We start from the raw sequence: 22,726 nt of genomic DNA on the forward strand, positions 1-22,726 counted from the left end.
CCCGTCAGCCGATAGCCCCAGCCGGTTTGAAAAAAAAGGGAGACCGCTCACGCGTCTCCCTTTCGATCTGTTAACGACCTTTCTTGCCGATCTCGCAGCCGATCTTGCCGGCGGCGATTTCCCTGAGGGAGACGACCACGTTCTTGTTGGCTGCCCTGTTGTCGATGAGCGGCTTCGCGCCCTTGAACAGCTGCTTCACCCTCTTGGAGGCGAGCATGACCAGGAGGAAGCGGTTGTCCACCTTCTCGAGGCAATCTTCTACGGTAACCCTTGCCATAAGTGAAATCCCCTTTGTGATGTTAAACGTCTAAATCGTGAAGATCCTGGAAAGCCCCTGCAGCAGGCGGCTGGTGCGGCACTGCTCGGCGATGAGCACGCTTTTCAGCTGGTCCAGGGCCTCGGAAAACTTGTCGTTGACGATGATGTAATCGTACCAGCGCGCTTCCTTGATCTCGCCGGAGGCGTTGTGGATCCTGCGCTCGATGACTTCCTGCGAGTCGGAGGAGCGGTTGTCCAGGCGGCGCCTGAGCTCCTCGATGCTGGGCGGGAGTACGAAGATATAGACCCCTCCTTCGAAACGCCCTTTCAGCTGCCGCGCACCCTGGCAGTCGATATCAAGGATAAGGTCGATCCCCTCGGCACGGGATTCCTTGAGGGTGGCGAGCGACGTGCCGTAGAAGTTGCCATGCACCTCGGCCCACTCGGCGAATTCCCCGTCCTCGACCATCCGGTCGAACTCTTCCTTACCCACAAAAAAATAATCACGCCCGTGCACCTCTCCGTTCCGGGGAGGGCGCGTCGTGTAGCTGACAGAATGCCGCAAGTTAGGAAAGATGTCAATTATTTCCTTACACAGCGAGGTCTTGCCCGCCCCAGAAGGGGCCGAAATCACGTACAATACGCCTTCACGTTTCATAGTTCACCCGTTGCCGTTGTCGGGATCCGCTACAAAACAGAGGCGGCGGAACCCCAAACTGTAAAGTTCCCCTACTCTATGTTCTGCACCTGCTCGCGGATCTTCTCCAGCTCCGCCTTCAGCTCCACCACCAGCGCGGCCATCTGGGCGTCGTTCCCCTTGGAGCCGATGGTGTTCACCTCACGGTTGATCTCCTGGAGCAGGAAGTCGAGCTTTCTCCCCACCGGCTCGCTTTTGGCCAGGGTCTCGTCGAACTGGCGCAGGTGGCTTTCCAGGCGCACCAGCTCCTCGGTGACGTCGCACTTGTCGGCCATGACCGCTATCTCCTGGGCCAGACGCTCCTCGGGAAGCGAGGCCTCGCCCAAGAGCTGCGCGATCCTCTCCTTCAGGCGCTGGCCGTACTCGGCGACCACCTGCGGGGCGCGCGCGGCGACCTTCGCGATCAGCTGGGTCAGGGTCTCGCGGCGTCTTAGGAAGTCGGCGTAGAGCGATTCCCCCTCGAAAAGGCGCATCTCGTCCACCCGGCGCAGGGAGTCCTCGAGCGCGGACATGAGCTCCTGCGGCATCTCCTCCAGGCTCGCCTCGGCCTCGGCCGCCACGGTGACCACGTCCCGCTGCGAGGCGACCAGCGCGAGATCCACCTCGCCGGAGAGCCCCAGCGCCTCGCCGATGCTCTGGAAGGCCTTCAGGTAGCCGCGCGCCAGCGGCAGGTTGGCCGTCGGCACCCCGAGCGCCACCGCGTTCTCCACCTGGATGAAGACGTCGATCTTGCCGCGCACCAGCTTCTCGCCGACGCGCTTCTTGATCTCGTTCTCGAACTGCAGCAGCACGCGCGGGAGCTTGACGGTGATCTCGCCGTAGCGATGGTTCACGCAGCGCACCTCGACGATGAAGCGTCCCCCTTCGTGGACCCCCTCACCCTTGCCATAGCCGGTCATGCTCTTTATCATGCCCTCTCCTTCTCTTCGCTGTTCGCTATCAGCGGGATTGCCAAAGCTTCTGCTCCCAACGCCAGGCGTCGGCCACGATGGTGTGCAGGTCGTTGTAGGACGGGGTCCAGTTGAGGACGGTGCGGATCTTGTCGGCGACCGCGATGAGACTGTCCGGGTCGCCGGGGCGACGCGGCGCCTCGTTGACCTTGAAGTCGACGCCGCTTACGTCCTTCACCACCCTGATCACCTCGCGGACGCTGTTCCCCTTGCCGTAGCCCACGTTGATCACCTCGGAGGCGCCGCCGCGCTCAAGGTAGCTCAGGGCGGCGAGGTGCGCCGAGGCGAGGTCCTCGATGTGGATGTAGTCCCGGATGCCGGTCCCGTCGGGGGTATCGTAGTCGGTGCCGAAGATGGAGACGGAGTCGCGGGCGCCCAAGGCGGCCTGGCAGGCCACCTTGATCAGGTGGGTCGCCTCGGGCGTTCTCTGCCCCATGCGCGCCTGCGGGTCGGCGCCCGCCACGTTGAAGTAGCGCAGCGCCACGTAGGAGAAGCCGTGGGCGAAGGCGGCGTCGCGCAGCATCCACTCGCTCATCAGCTTGGAGGTGCCGTAGGGGTTGATGGGGGCGGTGCGGCTCTCTTCCGAGGCGCGTCCTCCCTCGGGCATGCCGTACACCGCGGCGGTGCTGGAAAAGATGAAGCGCTCGACGCCGTGCTCGACGCAGGCCTGCAGAAGGTTCAGGGTGTTTCTCGTGTTGTTGCCGTAGTACTTGAGCGGCAGGGTCACCGATTCCGGCGCGATGATCGCCGCGGCGAAATGGAGCACCGACTTGGCCCCGGTTTCCCTGAGCACCGCCCGTATCCCGTCCTGGTCGGAGAGGTCGCCGACGACGAGCCGCTCGCCGTGCACCAGCGCGTCGGCCGAACCGGTGGAGAGGTTGTCGTACACCACCACCTCGTGCCCCGCCTCGGAGAGCTGTCTGACCACGTGACTACCGATGTACCCGGCACCGCCGGTAACGAGTATGACGCTCATAGCAGAAACCTCCATGGCAAAAGATAATGAAAGAGGGTCTAGCCATTGGACTAAACCCTCGATCCGCGGCAACGGAGCCCGGACGGATTGTCATAAATCAGCCCGGCAACCGGCCAAAGCGCAGCGCCGATCCTCATGCGAGCGATCGGCACAGTTATAACATCTACCCCACCCCAGCGCAACGCCTAATTCGCCCTGACAGCCCCGGTGTCCGCCACTCCCGGAACTGGGACAACCGGATCAGGAGCCCGGTTTACAGCATCTACGTCCATCCGCTTTGGCGTGGACGGCGCTTCGCCTACCCAAGCGAGCGACCCAAAGGCCGTCACTTACGGAGCTGCGGCACGGATCAGCGCTGGGGCCGCAGCCCCGGTTCCAGGCGGTGCACCTTCATCAGGTTGGTGGTGCCGGGGCTCGACAACGGGCTCCCCATGGTGATCACCACCAGGTCCCCCTGTTTCAGCCACCCCATGTCCAGCACCGCTGCTTCCACCGAGATGATCTGGCTTTCGGTGTCCCCCTCGATGTCCACCCTGAGCGCGTGCACCCCGGCGTAGAGCGCGAGCCGACGGCGCACCTGCTGCGACGGCGTCACCGCGATGATGGGCTGAGCCGGGCGGTACTTGGATACCAGTGCCGCGGTGCTGCCGGTCTGGGTGAAGGCGAGGATGGCCGAGGCCTTGACGCTCTCCGCCGCACGGCAGGCCGCCATGCCGATCACCTCGGAGATATTGGGGAGGCTGGTCTGGCCGTTGGGCGCCTTGCAGCACTGGGCCATGAGCTGGGGATCGGTCTCGATGTCGCGCGCCACCTGCACCATCATGGAAACCGCTTCGATGGGGTATTTGCCGGAGGCGGTCTCGGCGGAGAGCATGATGGCGTCGGTGCCGTCCAGGATGGCGTTGGCGACGTCCGAAGTCTCGGCGCGGGTCGGGCGCGGGTTGTTGACCATGCTCTCCAGCATCTGGGTCGCGGTGATGACCGGCTTGCCGGCATCGTTGCAACTTCTGATGATGCGCTTCTGGATCAGGGGAACCTTCTCGGGGTTCATCTCCACGCCCAGGTCCCCGCGCGCCACCATGATCCCGTCCGATACCCGCAGGATGGCGGCGAAGTTCAGCACCGCCTCGGGCTTCTCGATCTTGGCGATGATGCGCAAGGGGGAACCGGCCCGGTCGATGATCTCCTTCAGCTCGGTCACGTCCGAGGCCTCGCGCACGAAGGAGAGGGCCACGTAGTCCAGCTGCTGGTCCATGCAGAACTGCAGGTCCTCCTTGTCCTTCTCGGTCAGCGCCGGGGCGGAAACCTTGGCGCCGGGAAGGTTGATCCCCTTGCGGTCCTTGAGGATCCCGCCGGTAACCACCTGGCAGCGCACGTCCACCCCGGAGACCTCGAGCACCTTCAGCTCCATCAGGCCGTCGTCGAGGAGGATGCGGTCCTCCGCCTTCACGTCGCGCGGCAGCCCCTGGTAGATGGTCGGGATCACGTTGCCCTGCCCCAGCACCTCGCGCGTGGTGACCACCACCTCGCTCCCCGCCACGAGCTGCATGGAACCGCCGACCATGAGGCCGGTGCGGATCTTGGGCCCCTGCAGGTCCCCGAGGATGGCCACGGCATGCTCGTGCTCCTGGGAAAGCTTGCGGATGTGGCCGATGACGGCGGCCTTGGAGGCGTAATCGCCGTGGGAGAAGTTGAGGCGGAAGACATCGACGCCGGCATGGATCAGGGCGTCGAGCATCTCGTTGGAATCGGAAGCGGGGCCGACGGTGGCTACGATCTTGGTGCGACGGAACATGGGTTCTCCTGGTCGGGCCGGGCGCTGGCGGGGACGGTGCACGGGGACCGTGTCCGCCGCATCTGCCGGCTCGTGAAAGGGGGATGCGCCGCTTGCGCGGCGACCCTAAATAATTACCCGAAATCGGGGCGGGGTGCAATGCGTATCGGCAGGTTTTCGCAGGGAGTTTTGCCGGTCACCTGTTTTGCAGCTGGCTCCAGCGGAAGCAGTCGACGGTATGATCGTTCACCATCCCCACCGCCTGCATCATGGCGTAACAGATGGTGCTCCCTACGAAACGGAAGCCGCGCCGCTTGAGGTCGCGGCTGAGCTGATCGGAGAGGTCGCTTCGGGGCGGAACCTCGGCCAGGCTGCGCCAGGCGTTTTGGCGGGGAACGCCGTCCACGAAACGCCACAGGTAGGCGTCGAAGGAGCCGAACTCCTCCTGCACGCGGAGAAAGGCGCGCGCATTGTCGATCGTGGAGCCTATCTTCAGCCGGTTCCGCACGATGGCGGGGTCGGCCATGAGCCGGGGCAGGTCGGCGTCGGAGAAGCGGGCGACGAGCTCCGGGTCGAAGCCGGCGAAGGCGCGGCGGTACCCCTCGCGCTTTCTGAGGATGGTGATCCAGGAAAGCCCGGCCTGCGCCCCCTCCAGGGTGAGGAACTCGAAGAGGAGGCGGTCGTCGTGCACCGGCACTCCCCATTCGAGGTCATGGTAGGCACAGTAAAGGGGATCGCTCCCGGCCCAGCCGCAGCGGTTAGGGCTAGTCGCGGCCGTGACGGTCCCGGTCAAAGTCCCTGTCCTCCCTGCGCTGCTCGTGCTCGTGGCGTTTCTGCTCTTTTCTCTGTTCCTTCTCGAAGCGCAAGTCTTCTTTGCGCTGCTCCTTCTCGTAGCGCTTCTCTTCCTTTCGCTGCTCCTTGGTGTACCTCTTCTCGTCCTTTTGCTGTTCGTGGCGCGCCTTCCAGTAACCGCGGTCGCTTCTGTGCCTGCCGTGGTAGTGGTCCCGGTCGCGCTGGTAGACGGCGTACTCGCGGGCCCGGTACTCGCGGATCCGCTCGATCCGGTAGCGGCGCAGCGGCGGGGGAAGTTCACGGTACCCGACCGGGACCCAGCGGCCGCGGTTGTCGGGAGAGCGGAACCAGCGCCCGTCACGGAAGCTGAAGTAGACGTTGTTGAAGTAGAAGAGGTCGTAGGGAACCCCCACCGCCACGTAGAAGCCCAGCGGCTGCGGATAGATGAACTGGACCTCCTCCTCGGGCTCGTCGTAGTACGGATCGGGCTGGTACACCGGCACCGGGGCGGGCGCCACCACGACCGGTCGGGGGGCCGGGGCCACCACCACGGGTCGGGGCTCGTTGCCGAGGTGAATATTGACGTCCACGCCGACGTTGCCGGCCTGCGCCTGCGCGAGCATGAGCGGCACGACCGCGGCCTGCAGCGCGAGGGCGCGCGCTATCTGTTGCATGGTTTTCATGGGTCTTCCTCCTTGGGTGGGGGTGAGGTCAGCCAGCGACACTCAGCGGTTTGGTCACATCTTCGGAGACGGAGAAGCGCTTCACGTAGCCGGTGAAATCCTCACCCGGCATGGGGGGGGCGAAGTAGAACCCCTGCGCCTCGTCACAGCATCGGTCCACCAGGAAGTCGAGCTGCGCGTCGTTCTCGACCCCCTCGGCGATGACCTTGAGCTTCAGGCTGTGCGCCATGGAGATGATGGCCTCGGCGATGGCGGCGTCGTCGCTGTCGGAAACGAGTTCGGCGATGAAGGAGCGATCGATCTTGATGGCGTCGATGGGGAAGTGTTTCAGGTAGTTGAGCGAGGAATAGCCGGTGCCGAAGTCGTCGATGCTGAGCCTTACCCCCATCCTCTTCAGCGCCTGCAGCGCGTGGATGTTCTTCTCGGCGCGCTCCATGATGACGCTCTCGGTGAACTCGAGCTCCAGGGAACTCGGGCCTACCCCGCTCTCCTCGACCACCCGGGCCACGGTCTCCAGGAAGTCGGGCTGCCGGAACTGCCGCCCCGAAATGTTGACGGCGACCTTGAGCCCCGGGCAGATACGGTCCCACTCCACCGCATGCAGGCATGCCTCCCTCAGCACCAGGTCCCCCAGGTCGAAGATGAAACCGCACGACTCGGCGATGGGGATGAACTCGTCCGGCCCCACCAGGCCGAACTCGGCGCTGTGCCAGCGCAAAAGCGCCTCGGCGCCGGTCAGCCGCAGGGTCTTCAGGTCCCACTGGGGTTGAAAGTAGAGGTAGAACTCGCCGCGCGCCAGTCCCTGGCGCATCCCGTTTTCCAGCGCCACGCGGCGCATGGTCACCTGGTTCATCTCCTGGGAGAAGAACTGGTAACTCGCCTTTCCCTCGCTCTTCGCCTGGTACAGCGCCGCGTCGGCGCAGCGCAGCAGGCTCTCCACGTCCCGGCCGTCATCGGGGTAGAGGGCGATGCCGATACTGGTGCTGCCGTAAAGCTCCTCCCCGTCGATCAGGAAGGGCTCCGCGAAGAGCGCCTGCAGCCTGGCGGCCGTCGCCGCCACCCCCTCCTCCCCCGGTCCCGGGTTGAACAGGATGACGAACTCGTCCCCGCCAAGCCGCGCCAGGGTGTTCGCCTCGGAGAGGCAGCTCGCCAGCCGCGCCGCCACCTCCTGCAGAAACTTGTCGCCCGCCTCGTGCCCCTTGGAGCTGTTGAGGTCCTTGAAATTGTCCAGGTCGAGAAAGAGCAGGGCCAGCTCGCGCCGCTCGCGCTGCGCCAGGGCGAGGGCCTGGTGCAGGCGGTCCATGAGGAGGCTGCGGTTGGGGAGCTTCGTGACGCTGTCGTAGTAGGCGAGGGTCTCGAGCTGCTGCTCGCAAAGCTTGCGCTGGGTCATGTCCTCGCAGGCGGTCAACATGCCGAGGTAGGCCCCGCCGGCGTTTCTGATCGGCCGGGAGGTGAGCTGAACCGGAAAGATCTTGCCGTCCTTGCGCACGTTCAGGCACTCGCGCTTCCAAAGCCCAGCGGTCCCGGGGTCGATGCGCCTCCCCCTGGTTTTGACCTCGGGAGCCAGGATGCGGGCCGGCCGGCCGATCAGCTCGCCGCGGGCATAGCCGTGCATCTCCGCCTCCGCCTGGTTCACGTAGGCGATCCGGCCGTCCTTGTCGCTGATGGTTATTCCCGCGCCGAGGGGAAGGAAGTCGATGATTTCCTTCAGCATCGCCAGGCGCTCCTCGTCCTGCCCCAGCTGGTTCACCAACTGCGTCGAGCAGGAATCCAGCCGCAGGCTCTCTGGTGGGTCGTTGGCCGCATCGTGCATGAGGGTCTCTCCTGCCGCCGGCCCGTTACGGCCTCGGCATGAATGTGGTGTGCGGAATGTGGCGATGGAGAGGGGTGGCCCGGCCTCGCCGCCACGGCGGTGGAGGGTCCAAGCTTGAGGGGGAAATCATTAGAAGCGGGCAAAAAAAAACGGGTTGCCGGTATCTTAGCTGGATCTAGTGCTAGATATTTCGGCAACCCGGCTGTCTCAGGGAGACCCTTGGGCTTTCCGTCCCACCCTCGCGGATGGTTTAGTATTATCGTTTATCTTTTTTCCGGTGCTGTCCGTCATGGCGCGCTTGAAGCCTGGCCCGCTCGCCCCGATTGTCTCCGGCAGTCATACCGCCCTTGCCATCGCGTAGAAGGTTTAACCAGATGGGGAGGGAAATGTCAAATGAAATTAAGCTCATCTCCCCCCCCGCGCCGGCACGGACAACCTCCCGCCGGGTCAGGAAGGCGGATAGGTGGTCCCTCTGCGCTGCCGGACCGGAACGGTGACCGTCACCTCGGTCCCCTTGCCGACCGTGGAACGCACGTCGATGTCGCCCCCGTGGCGCTTCACGATGCCGTAGCAGACGGTGAGCCCGAGACCGGGACCCTTGCCGGCGGGCTTGGTGGTGAAGAAGGGGTCGAAGATCTTGGCCAGATTCTGGGGCGGGATGCCGCAGCCGTTGTCGCGGATCACCACGGAGACCTGAAGCGGCTCGCCGTACTTCTTCACCAGGGCGGTGCAGATATCGATCCTGCCGCCGTTGGGGAGGGCGCTCTTCGCGTTTTGCAGCAGGTTCACGTAGACCTCCAGGAGCTTGACGAAGTCCCCCTCGATCTGGGGCACCTCCGGGTCCAGGTCCAGTTGCACCGCGATTCCCTGCTCCTCGAAGGGGCCCGACATGATCTCCAGGGTATCCTTGAGCACCTGGTTGATGTCCATGTCGCTGAAGTTGCAGCGCACCTGGGTGGTGAAGCGGACCAGGTCCTCGACGATTTTCTGGCAGCGCACCGCCGCGCTCTCGATGCTCTCCAGGACGTCGATCCCCTCCATGAGCTCGGGGTCGATGGGATGGTTCACGGCGTTGCTGCGCAGCATTTGGATGGCGCCGAGAATCCCCGCGAGCGGGTTGTTGAGTTCGTGCGCGGCGCCGGCGATCACCTCGCCCAGGGTCGCCATCTTTTCCGACTGGATCAGCTTGGTCTGGGCCTCCTTCAGGTGCCGGGTCTTCTCCTCGACCATCTTCTCCAGCTTGCTGTTCAGTTCCCGGCGCTGTTCCTCGACCTGCTTTCTCTCGGTGATGTCCCGGATGATCACCTGGATGGCCTGCTGCCCCTGGAACACGATTCCGGTCGCCACTGCCTCGACGTCGATCACGGTCCCGTCCTTGCGCACCATCCTCGATTCCCGCAACGGCGACGGCTCGCCGGTGTCGTGAATCTGCTGGATGCGCTCGAGGACCATGGCGTGGAAGTCGGGGTGCACGAAGGAGAAGATGGACTGGCCGACCAGTTCCTCGGGAGTGTCGACGCCGAGGAGCTGGCAGGCCTGCTTGTTGGCGCAGACGTAGCGCCCCTCGTTTTGCACCAGGATCGCCTCCGGCGCGTTCTCGAAGAGCTTGCGGTAGCGATCCTCGCTCTGCATCAGTTCCGCTTCCATCTTCTTGCGCTCGGTGATGTCGCGGAAGATCCCCCTGGTGCTGATCGCCTGCCCGTTGGCGGTGTTGCAGTTTATGCTCCCCTCGAGGATGATGCTGCGCCCGTCCTTGGCGACGAATTCGACCTCGACCCTTGGTATCCTGGCGCCGGTTTTCAACTCGTCGAACATGGTGGCGCAATGGCTCTGACAGCAGGGCTTGATCACGTCGAAGATATTCATGGAGGCGAGGTCCTCGTCGGAATAGCCCAGGGTCTTCTTCCAGGCGCTGTTGACGTAGATGAAGCCCCCCTTGGCATCGACGCTCTGGATCAGGTCGTTGGCGTTGTCCAGGATGTCGCGGTAGCGCTCCTCGCTCTCCCTCAGTTCCTCCTCGGCCCGCTTCCTGTCGGTGATGTCCAGGAAGCTTTCGATCAGGTGGTCGCGTCCGTGCAGCTTGACCCGCGCCACGGTCTTCACGATGGTGATGCTGTCGCCGTTGGCCTTCATGAGCTGTCGCTCCGTGTTGTCGATGCGCTGCCCATGGTCGGTGATGGGGCAGTGCCCGACTTGCTCCGGACAGATGAAGCAGTGACAGACGGAACCGACGACGGTCTCCCTGCTGCTGCCGATCATTTCCACCGCCTTTGGGTTGGCTTCCACGATGGTGTGGGTTTCCGCGTCGATGATGACTATGCCGACCTGGACGGTGTCAAAGACGGCGCTGAGCCTCTTGCGGCTCTCCTCGAGTTCGCCGGCCACATGGCTGAAATCGAAGCAAGCCCGGGAGGGGGACTCGATGGCGACGGCGTTCTGGGATTCGAAGATGTTGGACATGGGCTACTCCTGGAAACGTTTGCGCTCTTGCTGACGACCGGCGCTCCGGTCAATGGCCCTCGGCCAGTTCCTTCAGGATCTTCTTGGCGTCGCGGTTCCCCTGGGCGGCGGCGCGCCGGAACCAGACCTCCGCTTTCTCCTGATCGGGTGCGGCCACGGCGAGCCCCTGCAGATACATCATGCCCAGATCGTACTGCGCGCTGTCGTATCCCGCATCGGCCGCCAGTTGCAGCAGCCCGAAGGCCTTTTTGAAATCCTGGGGCACCACTTCCCCGCGTATGTAGGCAAAAGCCAGGTTCCACTGCCCCGGGGCATACCCCTGGTTCGCCGACTTCTCGTACCACGTGAGCCCTTCCTTTTTATCCAGGGGGACTCCCACCCCTGAGGAGAGCATCACCCCCAGCTTCATCTGCGCCTCGGGGTTACCCTGCTCCGCCAGTTTCCGGATCGTCTTGAAATCGGTGCCGTCATACCCGTGTCCCTGCGCCGCGCCGACAACAACCATCATGAAAATCCACAACACCACCTGCCTCAGTTTCATGGCACCACCTTTCGGAAGGGAATTGTCTTACGCCTATGCATATTACTTGCCAGATCCTGCCATTGCGGTGCGGACACCCCCCCGGAGGGGGTGCCGCCGGGGCAAGGGAGGGACGGCTTTGACCGCAGGGGAGGCTCGGCACGCATCCTGCTAGTGTTATCCCCGCCCTTGGCGCATTCGCCGGTGTGAAATGAGGAAACCGATCCTCTCCGACGCACAGAACCGCGCCGGCAGCGCTATAACACCAGAGAACTTGGTGATTTGCCCCACCAAAGCGGGTGAAGGGCCAGTGCCGCCAAGAACAGGCGCACCGAGCCATGCGTCGGACTTCGAGACGACCGGCTGCTGGAAAAGCCCCACCCGTTTGGGTCATATCGCGCAGCGGCGAGAAAATGGTGGGGGATGGCGCAAAGTTCCGCACGGAGCGCCGCCACAGTCGAAACCGTGGGGCAAATGCCGCAAAAGTGGGTGATATCCCCCACGAGCCCGGCTCGAAAAGCCCCACCGGAGCTGAAAGGGTGACCGAGCCGTCGTCCGCGGCGGTAGCTTTATATGCAAAAAAAACAATACACAAATTATTAAATAGATGATAAAGTTCAGCCGCCTGCTGACCGGCACGGGTGGGCCCCCCTCACTCGGCCGGCACCGGTCTCACCCCATCGAGAATCTGCGGACTCTCCGCAGCAGGTCCAGGAAGGAACGTTCACCATGAGTAAAAACAGGATCTTGGTCGTCGACGACGAAAAGCTGATCTCCTGGTCCCTCGCCGCCAGCCTCAAAAAGGACGGTTACGAGGTCGACACGGCGGCGTCCGGTGCAGAGGCCATTCAGAAATTCGAGAGCTTCAAGCCCGACTTGGTCATGCTGGACATCTGCCTTCCCGACACCAGTGGTCTGGAGCTTTTAAAGCGGTTCAAGGCGACCAACGATGACCTCTACGTCATCATGATCACCGCCTACGCCAACGCGGACTCGGCGGTGCAGGCGCTCCAGGACGGCGCGGAGGACTACTTCGGCAAGCCCTTCAATCTCGAGGCGGTCAAGCACGTGGTGGAGCGCGCCTTCGAGAAACGGCGGCTCAAGAAAGAGGTCGATTACTTCAGAAACGAGCTGCGCCGCAAATCCGACCACGAGAAGATGGTGGGCAACAGCCCCAAGATGATCGAGGTCTTCAAGATGATCAAGATCTGCGCCGACGCCGATGCCAAGACGGTGCTGATCACCGGCGAGAGCGGCACCGGCAAGGAGCTGGTCGCCAAGGCGATCCATTACCACAGCGCCCGGGCCGACGCCCCCTTCATCGAAGTGAACTGCGCATCGATCCCGGAGAACCTGTTGGAAAACGAGCTTTTCGGCCACGAGAAGGGAGCCTACACCGACGCTTCCCGGCGCCAGAAGGGGGTTTTCGAGCTGGCCGAGGGGGGGTCGGTCTTCCTGGACGAGATCGGCGACATGCCCTACCAGATGCAGGCCAAGATCCTAAAGGCGACCGAAACCAAGCGCTTCCGCAGGCTGGGCGGTCAGGAGGACGTCGAGGCCAACGTGAGGATCATCACCGCAACCCACCAGGACCTCCCCAGGATGGTCAAGGAAGGGAAGTTTCGCGGCGACCTCTTCTTCAGGCTCAACGTCATGAACATCTGCCTCCCAAAGCTTAGGGAACGCAAGGAGGACATCGAATCCCTGGTGCAGTATTTCATCGAGACCCTCAACGAGGAGTACGGCAGAACCGTGACCCACGCGGCGCCGGAGACCCTGGAATACCTGAACCGGTACGACTGGCCCGGCAACGTCCGCGAGCTGCGCAACTGCATCGAACGCCTGATGATGCTGGAGCAGGGGAAGGTCCTCACGCCGGAATACCTGAGCCCCGAGATCAGGCAGAGCCGGGTCGCGGCGGCGGACCCGGATTGCACCGGGGTGATCAGCACCGAGTTCTCGGGAGAGCACATCGTGCTGCCTTCCACCGGCATCTCGCTTGAGGAACTGGAGAAGATGCTGATCCAGCTGGCCCTGAAGAAGTCCGGGGGGAACCAGTCCAAGGCCGCCAAGTTCCTCAAGACCAGCCGGGACACGCTGCGCTACCGCATGAAGAAGTTCGGACTCTCCGATTCGGGCAAGGAGGGGGATGGCGAGGGATTCGACACGCCCGTGGTGGGCGGCGGCGCGGCCCAGGCCTCCGGCGATAACCTGCGGTGGGTCTGACCCGACCGGCGCGCGGAGCACGGTTTGGGCGTCGCCCTGGCGGTGCCTGAACCCGCGGCGAAAAAGCAAGGGGCAAAAAAAGGCCCGGAGGGATCATCCCTCCGGGCCTTCTCGCGTCATGGCGCCCGCGGCTAGACCTTCTCGATTTTCGCCTTGTGGCGCAGCTCGGTCAGAAAGGCAGCCACCGCCTTGCGGGTCTGCTCCATCTTCAGGTACTGCACGATCTGGAACTTGACGTCCTCGAAGCTGTCCGTGGAGGGGGCGATCCGCTCCTGCAGCTTGATGATGTGGTAACCGAACTCCGTCTCCACCACCTTGCTGATCTCCCCGTTTTTCAGCGCGAAGGCCGCCTTCTCGAAGGGAGGGGTCATCTGTCCCTTGCCGAAGATGCCCAGCTCCCCCCCCTTGGTGCGGCTGGGGCAGGTCGACTCCGCCTTGGCGACCGCTGCGAAATCCTCGCCGCCGCGCACCCGCTTCAGCAGAGCTTCCGCCTTCTCGCGCGCCTTTTTCTTCTCCTCGGCGCTCCCCTTTTGGTCCACGCTCACGAGGATGTGGCTCGCCTTGATGCGCTCACCCTTTTGGAACAGTTTCGCCTTGTTGTCGTCGTAGAATTTCCTCGCCTCGGCGTCCGAGCAGGTGGCCTTGGCCGAGAACTGCTTGTCGACGAAGTGGTTGACCACGATCTCCTTGCGCATCGACTCGCGCACCTCCGCCTCGGTCATCCCGGCCGCCTTCAGCGCCTTTTCGTACTCCTCCTTGGTGGGGAAGGCGGCGCGGTTCTTCTGGTATTGCTGGTCGACCAGCTGATCCAGGTTCTTTATCTCCAGCTTCTTTCCCTCCTGGTACAGAAGCTCCGCCGAGGTGAGCTGCTCCAGGGCGGCGTCGGTTGCCTTTTTCAACTGTTCCGGCGGCAGGGTCTGGTTGACCCGGTTTTGCGCCAGGAGGGTCTTCACGGCACGGTCCAACTCCGGCTTGGTGATGGTGGTCCCGTTCACCTTGGCAACGGGGGCGCCGCTGGGCCCCTTCTCGGAGCACCCTGGCAGTACGCACAGGGAGAGGGCGGCTACTGCCGCCGGAATCAAATTCTTCAACGCGAGCATGGAAATCTCCTTTATTGAAATGTAGGGTTGCAACGTTCTGTAACAGCAAGAGGCGTACCCAGCTGTGGGGTGCCTCCCCCCTTTGCACCCCGCCATGGCACCCTTCCAGGAAGTGTCTGGTAATGGCGCGAAGTTACGTACCTTTCGCCGCCACCGGGCCCGGGAGGGGAACCATGAGCCTGTAGCGGCGGGAGGCGCCCCGGGAGGAGGTGGGGCATATCACCCACCCCCCTGGGGAAACCGTGGCACTGCCGTCTCGTCGACTTGGTCCACCGCGAGCACGGAAAAGGCCGCACCTCGCGGTGCGGCCTCGATCCTGCCTGCCGCCTCTCCCCTAGCGACCCGCGCCGTCCGCGCCGCCGGTCCCGCCGGAACCGGTCCCCATGGTGCCGCTTGGCCCCCCAAGGGCCGGGGTGCCGTAATTAGGCTCAATGCCGGAAGCTCCCGTCCCCGTGCTTTTTCTGGTATGCTTCCTGGTCTTCTTGGAGCTTTTTTTCCTTTTTTTCTTGGTCTTCTTGGTCTTGGATTTGGCCGTCTCGGCCCCCCCCTGGTCACTCTGGGTGCCGGTCGACATACCGGTCCCCGGGCCGGCAGACGTTCCGGTATCGGTTCCGGTCGTGTCTGCCGCCCAGACCATGCCGGCGAAGGAAACGGCTACCAGTGCGGTAACGATGGTGGACAACACTCTTTTCATAGTCAGCCTCCCGAGTTTGATTTACGACCGACACACTATAGCACATGATTAATTTTTACCAATTTCATGCCCATTTTTTCTTCTGCCGTACGCTCCTGCGCTTTTTCCCTCTGATCGCTTGACAGAGTACACCGATACAGTTATAAAATTTTAATCATTATCACGACAAAGGGAGAGCGACGCGTTGAAAAAGATGAAACCGTTCGATTTGGCACATGAGCAATACCAGCTGTTGATGGCGAAATTCCAGACCACCAAAGACCTGCGGGAAAAGAACATCCTCTTTAGAAGGCTCACCAACCTCCTCGCAGTCATGGAATTCCTGATCTCCATTCACAAGCCACACTGACCACTTCTTCATCGAAGCGTTGCCTGAGCCCCCGCAGACCTGTGCCTTCGGGGGCGCTTAGCGTCTTCAGCTTTTGCACCAGCCCTGTCACATTGAAGGGAGATGATGCTATAATACTGCCAGTCTCGGTGAAGGCTTATGAGTGATCCCGCCTACCCTACTCCAGTCCCGCAACTCCAGCCGACACGCCTGTGGCATGCCGCCTCGCACCTGCTCGCCGCGCTAGGCGACGAATTCTTCTCCCACTGGCGCGGAGCGGTCCGCGATCTCGACCCGGACGAGGTGCACGACCTGCGGGTCGCCTCGCGCCGCCTGCGCGAGGGGCTCGCCCTCTTCGCCCCGGTTCTCCCGGGGAAGCGGGTGGCGCGACTGTCACGCCGGGTGAAAAAACTCACCTCCTTATTGGGGGAGCTGCGCAACCTCGACGAGGCGCTGCTGTTCTTCTCCGGCCTCGACACCGAAGAAAACCGCGACTGCGGCGCTACGGCGCGGGAACTCGTGCGATCGCTGACACAGGAACGGGAGGGAACCCAAGAGGGGCTGGCCGCGGCGCTGGCGCGATTTCCCGCGCGTAAACTCAGGCGGGACCTGGTCCGCCTGGAGCGGCCCAACCCTTTCGCCCAGCGTGAACTGGATCCCTTCGGCGAGGTCGGAGTTTTTGCGGAACGGGCTCTGGACGAGCGTGCCGGGCAGGTCGAGGAACTTTTCCCGGCCGCCCTGCACGAGGAGGACACGGTGGCACAGCACCGGCTGCGCATCGCGTTCAAGAAGCTGCGCTACCGGCTGGAGATACTGGCACCGCTGCTGGAGGATGAGGGAGAGGAGGCGCGCCGGCTGCTCAAGCGCTACCAGGACCTCCTGGGACGGCTGCACGATCTGGACGTCTTCGCCGCGATGGTGGAGGAGCGCGTGGCGCAAGGGACTGAGCGGGAAGGGTTGCTGCGGGTGCTCGCGGCGCGCCGGGCGGGGCTCTTCGCGCAGTTCGCGCGGACGCACCGGGATGAGCCGCTCACACCCCTGACGAGGCGGGTCAGCGCGGCGTCTCAGCCTCGCCACTGACCAGGCCGAGCAGGAACCCGGCCGCGGCCTGGCAGACCCGGACGGCGAAGCCGAGGTTCAAGGTCTCGAAGGTATCGCTAACCTCGTGGTAGTGAGGATTGCGGAAGTTGGTGGTGTCGGTCAGCATGATGGCCGGGTAGCCGGCATCCCAGAAGGGGGCATGGTCCGATCGCCGGGTATCCGGTACCACCTCGCCATTGCCTGGCACCACCAGGGGAACCACGGGGAGAGGGATGCCAAAGTCCTGCACCACCAGCACGAACCGCCCCACCACCCCTCGTGAAAATTCGTTCCCGATCACCGCGAGGAAATCTCCGGTTTGCGGCACCTCGAACGGCAGTCCGGCAGGCACACTCTGGCGTATCGACGCCCCGGCATAGGCTACCGACTCGAGCACCAGCACGGCCTCGATATCCCACTCCTGTTGCACTGCGAACCTGGCAAGGGCCCGGCTGCCACGCAGGCCCGTCCCCCGAACCCCCTCTTCTGAGTTTTCCTCAAGGTTCACCCCCACGAAATGAAGCGTCAGTTCCGGATGCCACTCCTTGCAAATGGTCGCCAGTTCCAGCAGCAGCGCGACGCCACTCGCGTTGTCGTCCGCGCCGGGCGAGACGGAGACCGTGTCGTAGTGGGCGATCACCAGGACTCTCTTCTCCGGCTGCCGGGTCCCGAGCCTGGTGGCGACGACGTTGTGGTACTCGCTGCCGCCGTCGATGAAAGGATGCAGATCGACGGCGTAGCCCAACTCGCGCAGGGTGTCATCGACGTAGGAGCATGCCCGCCGCAGGGCGTCCGCCCCCGTCACCGGATGCCTGACCCCCTCGAGGTTCTTCACATGGGCTTCGATCCGTTCCCTGGAAACAGCCGCGGTCACGGCGCTCATTTCAGCCCCTCGAGTTCCCGCTCCAGCTGCTGCGCCCGCGCGTTGTCCTCGCGCACCTCGACCAGCTTCTTATAGTACGCGGCCCGCGCGGCACCCGCCGTCGAGAAGACGCGGTCCTTGCTGACATAGGGGTTCCGCGCGTCGTTGGCCTTCCCTTCGGCCAATAGCTTCTGATATTCCTTGGCCTCTTCCAAGCTCGGCGCGCGCCCCTTCAGCACCATCCACTTGTGGTGTAGCTTCTGCAGTTCCTTCTTCTTCCCCTCCAGCCCGCTCCGGATCTGCGTGAGCTCGGCGGTCAGGCGGGCCCGCCGCTTGCTCTTGGTATCGGCCGCAGCCGCGTCTTCGGCTTGCTGCGCCGCCGGGGGCACCGTTGGCTCAATCCGCCTGGGTTCCGTCGCCGCGGGCTGTTTCGCCGCGCTCGCCGGATCGACCTCCTGGGCCCGCTTCAGGTACTTGTCCGGAATCCGTTCCGAGTCGTCGGTGAAATGAACGGTCCCGGCGTCGTCGCGCCACTGGTAGGTACCGGCGTTGCCCAGCGCGGGCGCGGCCAGGAGAAAAGCAGTGGCAAGCATGGTGGTTCGTCGCATGTACCCTCCGGGGAGACAAGTTGGTGCGGTCAAGGGTGAAGATAATATTCATATGGCCGCGTTTGTCAATTTTCTTTTGCGGCCTCTCATGTTCTCCGTCTCCCCGCGCCGCAAAACCGCGAGGCGAGCCGGGAATGGAAAAAGGGCCGGGGAAATCCCCGGCCCTTCGCTGTTGCCGCGACAGCTCTGCTGCCGCTACTGCTTGCCGTCCTCGCCGAAGCTGAGCGCCGCGAGCTTGGTGTAGTAGTCGAAGCGGTCCGACGCCCAGGCACTCGCCTTGCGCATCAGTTGCTCGGCCGCCTCGGGATTCATCTTCTTGAGCACCTTGTAGCGGTTCTCTCCCCCCGTGTAGTCCTCGAAGCTGGTCGTGGGGGCCTTACTGTCCAATTGCAGCGGGTTCCTCCCCTGCGCCGCCAGCGCCGGGTTGTAGCGGTACAGCGGCCAGTAGCCGGAGGAGACCGCCTTCTTCTGCTCATCCACGCCGCGGGTCATGTCGATGCCGTGCGCGATGCAGTGCGCGTAGGCGATGATCAGCGACGGACCGTCGTAGGCCTCGGCCTCGATGAAAGCCTTGACCACCTGGCCGGGGTTGGCGAGCGACACGGCGGCGACGTAGACGTGGCCGTAGGCCATGGCCATCATGCCCAGGTCCTTCTTGGCCATGGACTTGCCGCCGGCGGCGAACTGCGCCACCGCGCCCATCGGGGTCGATTTCGAGGCCTGGCCGCCGGTGTTGGAGTAGACCTCGGTGTCGAGCACCAGGATGTTCACGTTCTTGCCCGAGGCGATGACGTGGTCCAGGCCGCCGTAGCCGATGTCGTAGGCCCAGCCGTCGCCCCCCACGCACCAGACCGACTTTTTGACCAGGTAGTCCGCGATGGGGAGCAGCTGCGCCGCGGCCTCCTCGTCGCAGCCGGCGAGCGCCTCCTTGAGCTTGGCCACCCTTTCGCGCTGCGCCTCGATGCCGGCCTGCCCGGACTGGTCGGCGTCGAGGATGTCACGCATCAGCGGGGCGATGGACGCGCAGCCGCCGCAGCCGCAGCCGGCCAGCTGCTCCAAAAGCTCCGTCGCCGCCTGGTTGAACTTGTCCACGGCGAGCCTCATGCCAAAGCCGAACTCGGCGTTGTCCTCGAAGAGCGAGTTGGACCAGGCCGGTCCCCGCCCGTCGGCGCGCTTGGCCCAGGGGGTAGTGGGGAGGTTGCCGCCGTAGATCGAGGTGCAGCCGGTGGCGTTGGCGATGAGGGCGCGGTCGCCGAAGAGCTGGGACAGAAGTTTCAGGTACGGCGTCTCGCCGCAGCCGGCGCAGGCGCCGGAGTACTCGAACAGGGGGCGCACCAGCTGGCTGCCGCGCAGGGTGTCGAGCTTCACCAGGGCCGGGTCGAGGTCGGGAAGCCCCAGGAAGAAGTGGTAGTTGGCCGCCTCGGCGGCGCGCAAGGGGGGCTGGAACCGCATGTCCAGCGCCTTGTGCGCCGGGTTCGCCTTGTCCTTCGCCGGGCAGTTGTGGGCGCAGGCGCCGCAACCGGTGCAGTCCTCGGGGGCAACCTGGAAGGTCACCTTGTGCTCTTTCAGCTCCGGGATCTTGGAATCAGCGCACTTGAACCCTGCCGGTGCGCCGGCCAGGGCATCGGCCGGATAGGCCTTGACCCGGATCGCCGCGTGCGGGCAGACGAAGGAGCAGATGGCGCACTGGATGCAGAGTTTCTCGTCCCAGACCGGGATCTCCACCGCGATGTTGCGCTTCTCGTACTGCGAGGTCGCGGTCGGGAAGGTGCCGTCGATGGGCATGGCCGAGACCGGGAGATCGTCACCGAAGCCGGCGATGATGCGGCCGGTGACCTCCTTCACGAAGTGCGGCGCGCCCACCCCTACCGGCGGCGGCATGGTGATGACGCTCGACGGTGCTGCGGGAACGGCCACCTCGTGGATGTTCAAAAGCGCCTGGTCGACGGCGGCGTTGTTCATGGCCACCACCTTCTCCCCCGCCTTGCCGTAGCTCTTCTTGATGGCCCCCTTGATCTCGGCGATGGCGCTCTCGAGCGGAATGATGCCGGAGATCTTGAAGAAGGCGGTCTGCATGATGACGTTGATGCGGGCGCCCAGGCCGAGCTCCTCGGCGAGCTTGATGGCGTTGATGGTGTAGACCTTGAGCTTCTTGTCGATGATCTGCCGTTGCACCTCGACCGGCATCTTGTCCCAGACCTCGTCGTGGTCGAACGGGGAGCAGAGCAGGAAGGTGGCGCCCGGTTTCGCCTTGCCCAGCATGTCGTACTTCTCCAGGAAGGTGAAGTTGTGGCAGGCGACGAAGTCGGCGTTGTCGATCAGGTACGGCGCGTTGATCGGCTTTTTTCCGAAGCGCAGGTGCGAGGTCGTGATGGTCCCCGCCTTCTTGGAGTCGTAGACGAAATAGGCCTGGGCGTAGTTGTCGGTCGCCTCGCCGATAATCTTGATGGAGTTCTTGTTGGCCCCCACGGTGCCGTCGGACCCGAGGCCGAAGAACATGGCCTGGTAGGTCCCGTCCATGCCGGTCCTGAAGGAGCTGTCGTAGTCGAGGCTCGCGCCGGTGACGTCGTCGTTGATGCCGACCGCGAAGTTGCTCCTGGGCTGGGCCTCCTTCAGGTTGTCGAAGACCGCCTTGGCCATGGCCGGGGTGAACTCCTTGGAGCCCAGGCCGTAGCGCCCGCCGACGATGACGGGGTAGCCGACGAAGCCGCTCAGCCCCGCGGCCATCCCCTCGCCGATGGCGGTACGCACGTCCAGGTAGAGCGGCTCGCCGAGCGCCCCCGGCTCCTTGGTGCGGTCAAGGACCGCGATCCTGCGCACCGACGCGGGAAGCGCCTGCACGAAGGCCTTGAGCGGGAAGGGACGGTACAGGTGGATCTTGACCACCCCCACCTTCTCACCCTGGGCGCAAAGGGCCGCCACCGTCTCCTGCACCGTGTCGGCGCCGGAGCCCATGATCACGACCACGCGGTCGGCGTCCGGGGCGCCGGCGTACTCGACCAGCTCGTACCTGCGGCCGGTGAGCGCCGCGAACTTCTCCATCTCCTTCTCGACGATGTCGATGGTGGCCGGGTAGAAGCGGTTCACCGTCTCGCGCCCCTGGAAGTAGACGTCCGGGTTCTGGGCGCTGCCGCGCAGCACCGGGCGGTCCGGGGTGAGGCAGCGGGCGCGGTGCGCGTTGACCAGCTCGTTGTCGATCATGGCGCGCATGTCGTCACGGGAAAGCGCCTCCACCTTCTGCACCTCGTGCGAGGTACGGAAGCCGTCGAAGAAATGCAGGAACGGGATGCGCGAGCGCAGGGTGGCCGCCTGGGCGATCAGGGCGAAGTCCATCACCTCCTGCACGTTGTTGGAGCAGAGCATGGCCCAGCCGGTGGCGCGGCAGGACATCACGTCGGAATGGTCGCCGAAGATGGAGAGCGCCTGGGTGGCGATGGCGCGCGCCGAGACGTGGAACACGGTGGAGGTGAGCTCGCCGGCGATCTTGTACATGTTGGGGATCATCAGCAAAAGCCCCTGGCTCGCGGTGAAGGTGGTGGTCAGCGCCCCGGCCTGCAGAGCCCCGTGCACCGCTCCGGCGGCGCCCCCCTCGGACTGCAGCTCGGAGACCAGCGGCACCGTCCCCCAGATGTTCTTCTCCCCCGCCGCGCTCTTCGCGTCCGAGATCTCCCCCATCACGGAGGACGGGGTGATCGGGTAGATCGCGATGACCTCGTTGGTGGCGTGGGCCACGTGCGCTGCCGCGGTGTTGCCGTCTATGGTTACCATTTTTCTGCTCATGCTCTCGCTCCTCTTATACGGTAATGCGGTGAATGCTGTCGCGGCTCGCCGGTTACGGCGCGCTCTGCCAGGGGACCATGTCCTGCAGGGCCTCCCGCATCAGGTCGGACACCTTCATGTTCACCTCTTTGGATATCTTCTCTATGGTCTCGCGCTCCTCGCGGCTCACCCGCACCGAGAGCACGTGATAGCGTGCATTCTCTTTCTTTTTCATGTCGATCTCCGCAGCCCCTACCGGCGGCCTCCTTCGTCGTTACGGTTTATAGACCTTGAGCAGCGCCTGCGCCATCTCGGCCGGGGTCGCGGCGACGCTGATGCCGCACTCCTTGAGCACCGCCACCTTCTCGGTCGCGGTTCCCTTGCCGCCGGAGATGATGGCGCCGGCGTGCCCCATCCTCTTGCCCGGGGGGGCGGTCACCCCGGCGATGTAGGCCGCGACCGGCTTGGTCATGTTCTCCTTGACGAAGCGGGCGGCCTCCTCCTCGGCGCTGCCGCCGATCTCGCCGATCATGATCACCGCCTCCGTGTCCGGGTCCTCCTCGAACAGGCGCAGGCAGTCGATGTGGCTGGTGCCGTTGACCGGGTCACCGCCTATCCCCACGCAGGTGGACTGCCCGAGACCGATGCAGGTCAGCTGCCAGACCGCCTCGTAGGTTAAGGTGCCGGAGCGGGACACGACGCCGATCTTGCCGGGCTTGTGGATATAGCCGGGCATGATGCCGATCTTGCACTCGCCGGGGGTGATCACGCCCGGGCAGTTCGGCCCCACCAGCCGGGTCTTTTTCCCGACCAGGTACTGCTTCACCTTGACCATGTCGAGGACCGGGATCCCCTCGGTGATGCAGCAGACCAGCTCGACCCCGGCGTCGACCGCCTCCATGATGGAATCGGCGGCGAAGGGGGGCGGCACGTAGATGACGCTCGCGGTGGCCCCGGTCGCGTTGACCGCCTCGGCCACGGTGTCGTAGACGGGGAAGCCGTCGATCACCGTCCCACCCTTGCCCGGGGTCACCCCGCCCACCATCTGGGTGCCGTACTCGCGGGCGCCCTGCGCGTGGAACAGGCCGGTCGCGCCGGTGATTCCCTGCGTGATGACCCTGGTTTCCTTGCCGATCAATATGCTCA

At 64.2% G+C, this 22,726-nt stretch carries 20 protein-coding genes and 1 riboswitch; of the genes, 3 read left to right on the forward strand and 17 right to left on the reverse strand.

What is annotated here, in order from left to right; translation table 11 throughout:
* Nucleotides 1-70: 70 nt before the first annotated feature.
* The 10 genes from rpoZ to KOL99_RS09765 all read right to left on the reverse strand — a co-directional run bounded on the left by rpoZ (nt 71) and on the right by KOL99_RS09765 (nt 10,944).
* Nucleotides 71-277 (reverse strand): DNA-directed RNA polymerase subunit omega, encoded by a 207-nt coding sequence (gene rpoZ, locus KOL99_RS09720; protein ID WP_015721519.1) that lies wholly within the window; start codon nt 275-277, stop codon nt 71-73.
* A 30-nt stretch (nt 278-307) separates the two neighbouring features.
* Nucleotides 308-916 (reverse strand): guanylate kinase, encoded by a 609-nt coding sequence (gene gmk / locus KOL99_RS09725; protein WP_216510247.1) that lies wholly within the window; start codon nt 914-916, stop codon nt 308-310.
* Between the two features lie 71 nt (nt 917-987).
* Nucleotides 988-1,866: a YicC/YloC family endoribonuclease gene (locus KOL99_RS09730; protein WP_216510248.1), complete on the reverse strand. Its 879-nt coding sequence runs from the start codon at nt 1,864-1,866 to the stop codon at nt 988-990.
* Nucleotides 1,867-1,894: 28 nt separating this feature from the next.
* A complete protein-coding gene (galE, locus tag KOL99_RS09735) occupies nt 1,895-2,881 on the reverse strand; it encodes a UDP-glucose 4-epimerase GalE (RefSeq protein ID WP_216510249.1) in 987 nt (328 codons plus the stop codon).
* A 349-nt stretch (nt 2,882-3,230) separates the two neighbouring features.
* Nucleotides 3,231-4,676, reverse strand: coding sequence for a pyruvate kinase (gene pyk / locus KOL99_RS09740; protein ID WP_216510250.1), 1,446 nt, complete (start codon nt 4,674-4,676; stop codon nt 3,231-3,233).
* 175 nt (nt 4,677-4,851) lie between these two features.
* A complete protein-coding gene (locus KOL99_RS09745; protein ID WP_216510251.1) occupies nt 4,852-5,448 on the reverse strand; it encodes a DNA-3-methyladenine glycosylase I in 597 nt (198 codons plus the stop codon).
* The gene (locus tag KOL99_RS09750; RefSeq protein WP_216510252.1) at nt 5,420-6,130 is read right to left on the reverse strand and encodes a hypothetical protein; all 711 of its coding nucleotides are present in this window, start codon (nt 6,128-6,130) and stop codon (nt 5,420-5,422) included. The genes KOL99_RS09745 and KOL99_RS09750 overlap by 29 nt, the downstream gene beginning before the upstream one ends.
* Nucleotides 6,131-6,158: 28 nt before the next feature.
* Nucleotides 6,159-7,943 carry a putative bifunctional diguanylate cyclase/phosphodiesterase gene (locus tag KOL99_RS09755; RefSeq protein ID WP_216510253.1) on the reverse strand — a complete coding sequence of 595 codons (1,785 nt, stop codon included), beginning with the start codon at nt 7,941-7,943 and terminating at the stop codon, nt 6,159-6,161.
* Between the two features lie 189 nt (nt 7,944-8,132).
* Nucleotides 8,133-8,208, reverse strand: a riboswitch (cyclic di-GMP riboswitch).
* A gap of 182 nt (nt 8,209-8,390) precedes the next feature.
* Nucleotides 8,391-10,403, reverse strand: a complete 2,013-nt coding sequence (locus KOL99_RS09760; protein ID WP_216510254.1) for a PAS domain-containing sensor histidine kinase — start codon at nt 10,401-10,403, stop codon at nt 8,391-8,393.
* A gap of 49 nt (nt 10,404-10,452) precedes the next feature.
* Complete coding sequence (locus KOL99_RS09765; protein ID WP_216510255.1) at nt 10,453-10,944, reverse strand: tetratricopeptide repeat protein; 492 nt, start codon at nt 10,942-10,944, stop codon at nt 10,453-10,455.
* Between the two features lie 708 nt (nt 10,945-11,652).
* On the opposite strand from KOL99_RS09765, the gene KOL99_RS09770 reads away from it, so the two are divergent.
* A complete protein-coding gene (locus KOL99_RS09770) occupies nt 11,653-13,149 on the forward strand; it encodes a sigma-54-dependent transcriptional regulator (protein ID WP_216510256.1) in 1,497 nt (498 codons plus the stop codon).
* Between the two features lie 131 nt (nt 13,150-13,280).
* Here KOL99_RS09770 and KOL99_RS09775 read toward each other — a convergent pair whose 3' ends face one another.
* Nucleotides 13,281-14,249: a peptidylprolyl isomerase gene (locus KOL99_RS09775; protein WP_216510257.1), complete on the reverse strand. Its 969-nt coding sequence runs from the start codon at nt 14,247-14,249 to the stop codon at nt 13,281-13,283.
* A 334-nt stretch (nt 14,250-14,583) separates the two neighbouring features.
* Nucleotides 14,584-14,943 carry a hypothetical protein gene (locus tag KOL99_RS09780; protein ID WP_216510258.1) on the reverse strand — a complete coding sequence of 120 codons (360 nt, stop codon included), beginning with the start codon at nt 14,941-14,943 and terminating at the stop codon, nt 14,584-14,586.
* Nucleotides 14,944-15,127: 184 nt separating this feature from the next.
* Here KOL99_RS09780 and KOL99_RS09785 point away from each other — a divergent pair, with 184 nt between their 5' ends.
* On the forward strand, nt 15,128-15,292 hold the full coding sequence (locus KOL99_RS09785) for a hypothetical protein (RefSeq protein ID WP_183347731.1): 165 nt from the start codon (nt 15,128-15,130) through the stop codon (nt 15,290-15,292).
* Between the two features lie 138 nt (nt 15,293-15,430).
* Nucleotides 15,431-16,351, forward strand: coding sequence for a CHAD domain-containing protein (locus tag KOL99_RS09790; protein WP_216510259.1), 921 nt, complete (start codon nt 15,431-15,433; stop codon nt 16,349-16,351).
* Here KOL99_RS09790 and KOL99_RS09795 read toward each other — a convergent pair.
* The 5 genes from KOL99_RS09795 to sucD form a co-directional block, all read right to left on the reverse strand.
* Nucleotides 16,323-17,234 (reverse strand): M28 family peptidase, encoded by a 912-nt coding sequence (locus tag KOL99_RS09795; protein WP_216510260.1) that lies wholly within the window; start codon nt 17,232-17,234, stop codon nt 16,323-16,325. The two genes, KOL99_RS09790 and KOL99_RS09795, sit on opposite strands and share 29 nt — an antisense overlap.
* Nucleotides 17,231-17,821 (reverse strand): DUF4124 domain-containing protein, encoded by a 591-nt coding sequence (locus KOL99_RS09800; protein ID WP_216510261.1) that lies wholly within the window; start codon nt 17,819-17,821, stop codon nt 17,231-17,233. Before KOL99_RS09800 ends, KOL99_RS09795 begins: the two co-directional genes overlap by 4 nt.
* A gap of 195 nt (nt 17,822-18,016) precedes the next feature.
* Entirely contained in the window at nt 18,017-21,601 is a 3,585-nt protein-coding gene (gene nifJ, locus KOL99_RS09805; RefSeq protein ID WP_216510262.1) for a pyruvate:ferredoxin (flavodoxin) oxidoreductase, read from the reverse strand.
* 52 nt (nt 21,602-21,653) lie between these two features.
* Complete coding sequence (locus KOL99_RS09810) at nt 21,654-21,815, reverse strand: DUF6290 family protein (protein ID WP_216510263.1); 162 nt, start codon at nt 21,813-21,815, stop codon at nt 21,654-21,656.
* Between the two features lie 39 nt (nt 21,816-21,854).
* A partial coding sequence (gene sucD, locus KOL99_RS09815) for a succinate--CoA ligase subunit alpha (RefSeq protein WP_216510264.1) occupies nt 21,855-22,726 on the reverse strand: 872 nt, incomplete at its 5' end.

The organism is Geomonas azotofigens, from assembly GCF_018919395.1.
GTDB lineage: Bacteria > Desulfobacterota > Desulfuromonadia > Geobacterales > Geobacteraceae > Geomonas > Geomonas azotofigens.

Bases quoted from the DNA above. Each gene is read 5' to 3' on its own strand.
- nifJ (WP_216510262.1), bottom strand. From the start codon at position 21,601: ATGAGCAGAAAAATGGTAACCATAGACGGCAACACCGCGGCAGCGCAC.
- KOL99_RS09760 (WP_216510254.1), bottom strand. From the start codon at position 10,403: ATGTCCAACATCTTCGAATCCCAGAACGCCGTCGCCATCGAGTCCCCC.
- KOL99_RS09810 (WP_216510263.1), bottom strand. From the start codon at position 21,815: ATGAAAAAGAAAGAGAATGCACGCTATCACGTGCTCTCGGTGCGGGTG.
- KOL99_RS09800 (WP_216510261.1), bottom strand. From the start codon at position 17,821: ATGCGACGAACCACCATGCTTGCCACTGCTTTTCTCCTGGCCGCGCCC.
- gmk (WP_216510247.1), bottom strand. From the start codon at position 916: ATGAAACGTGAAGGCGTATTGTACGTGATTTCGGCCCCTTCTGGGGCG.
- KOL99_RS09790 (WP_216510259.1), top strand. From the start codon at position 15,431: ATGAGTGATCCCGCCTACCCTACTCCAGTCCCGCAACTCCAGCCGACA.
- KOL99_RS09795 (WP_216510260.1), bottom strand. From the start codon at position 17,234: ATGAGCGCCGTGACCGCGGCTGTTTCCAGGGAACGGATCGAAGCCCAT.
- KOL99_RS09730 (WP_216510248.1), bottom strand. From the start codon at position 1,866: ATGATAAAGAGCATGACCGGCTATGGCAAGGGTGAGGGGGTCCACGAA.
- galE (WP_216510249.1), bottom strand. From the start codon at position 2,881: ATGAGCGTCATACTCGTTACCGGCGGTGCCGGGTACATCGGTAGTCAC.
- KOL99_RS09750 (WP_216510252.1), bottom strand. From the start codon at position 6,130: ATGAAAACCATGCAACAGATAGCGCGCGCCCTCGCGCTGCAGGCCGCG.
- pyk (WP_216510250.1), bottom strand. From the start codon at position 4,676: ATGTTCCGTCGCACCAAGATCGTAGCCACCGTCGGCCCCGCTTCCGAT.
- rpoZ (WP_015721519.1), bottom strand. From the start codon at position 277: ATGGCAAGGGTTACCGTAGAAGATTGCCTCGAGAAGGTGGACAACCGC.
- KOL99_RS09770 (WP_216510256.1), top strand. From the start codon at position 11,653: ATGAGTAAAAACAGGATCTTGGTCGTCGACGACGAAAAGCTGATCTCC.
- KOL99_RS09755 (WP_216510253.1), bottom strand. From the start codon at position 7,943: ATGCACGATGCGGCCAACGACCCACCAGAGAGCCTGCGGCTGGATTCC.
- KOL99_RS09775 (WP_216510257.1), bottom strand. From the start codon at position 14,249: ATGCTCGCGTTGAAGAATTTGATTCCGGCGGCAGTAGCCGCCCTCTCC.
- KOL99_RS09780 (WP_216510258.1), bottom strand. From the start codon at position 14,943: ATGAAAAGAGTGTTGTCCACCATCGTTACCGCACTGGTAGCCGTTTCC.
- KOL99_RS09765 (WP_216510255.1), bottom strand. From the start codon at position 10,944: ATGAAACTGAGGCAGGTGGTGTTGTGGATTTTCATGATGGTTGTTGTC.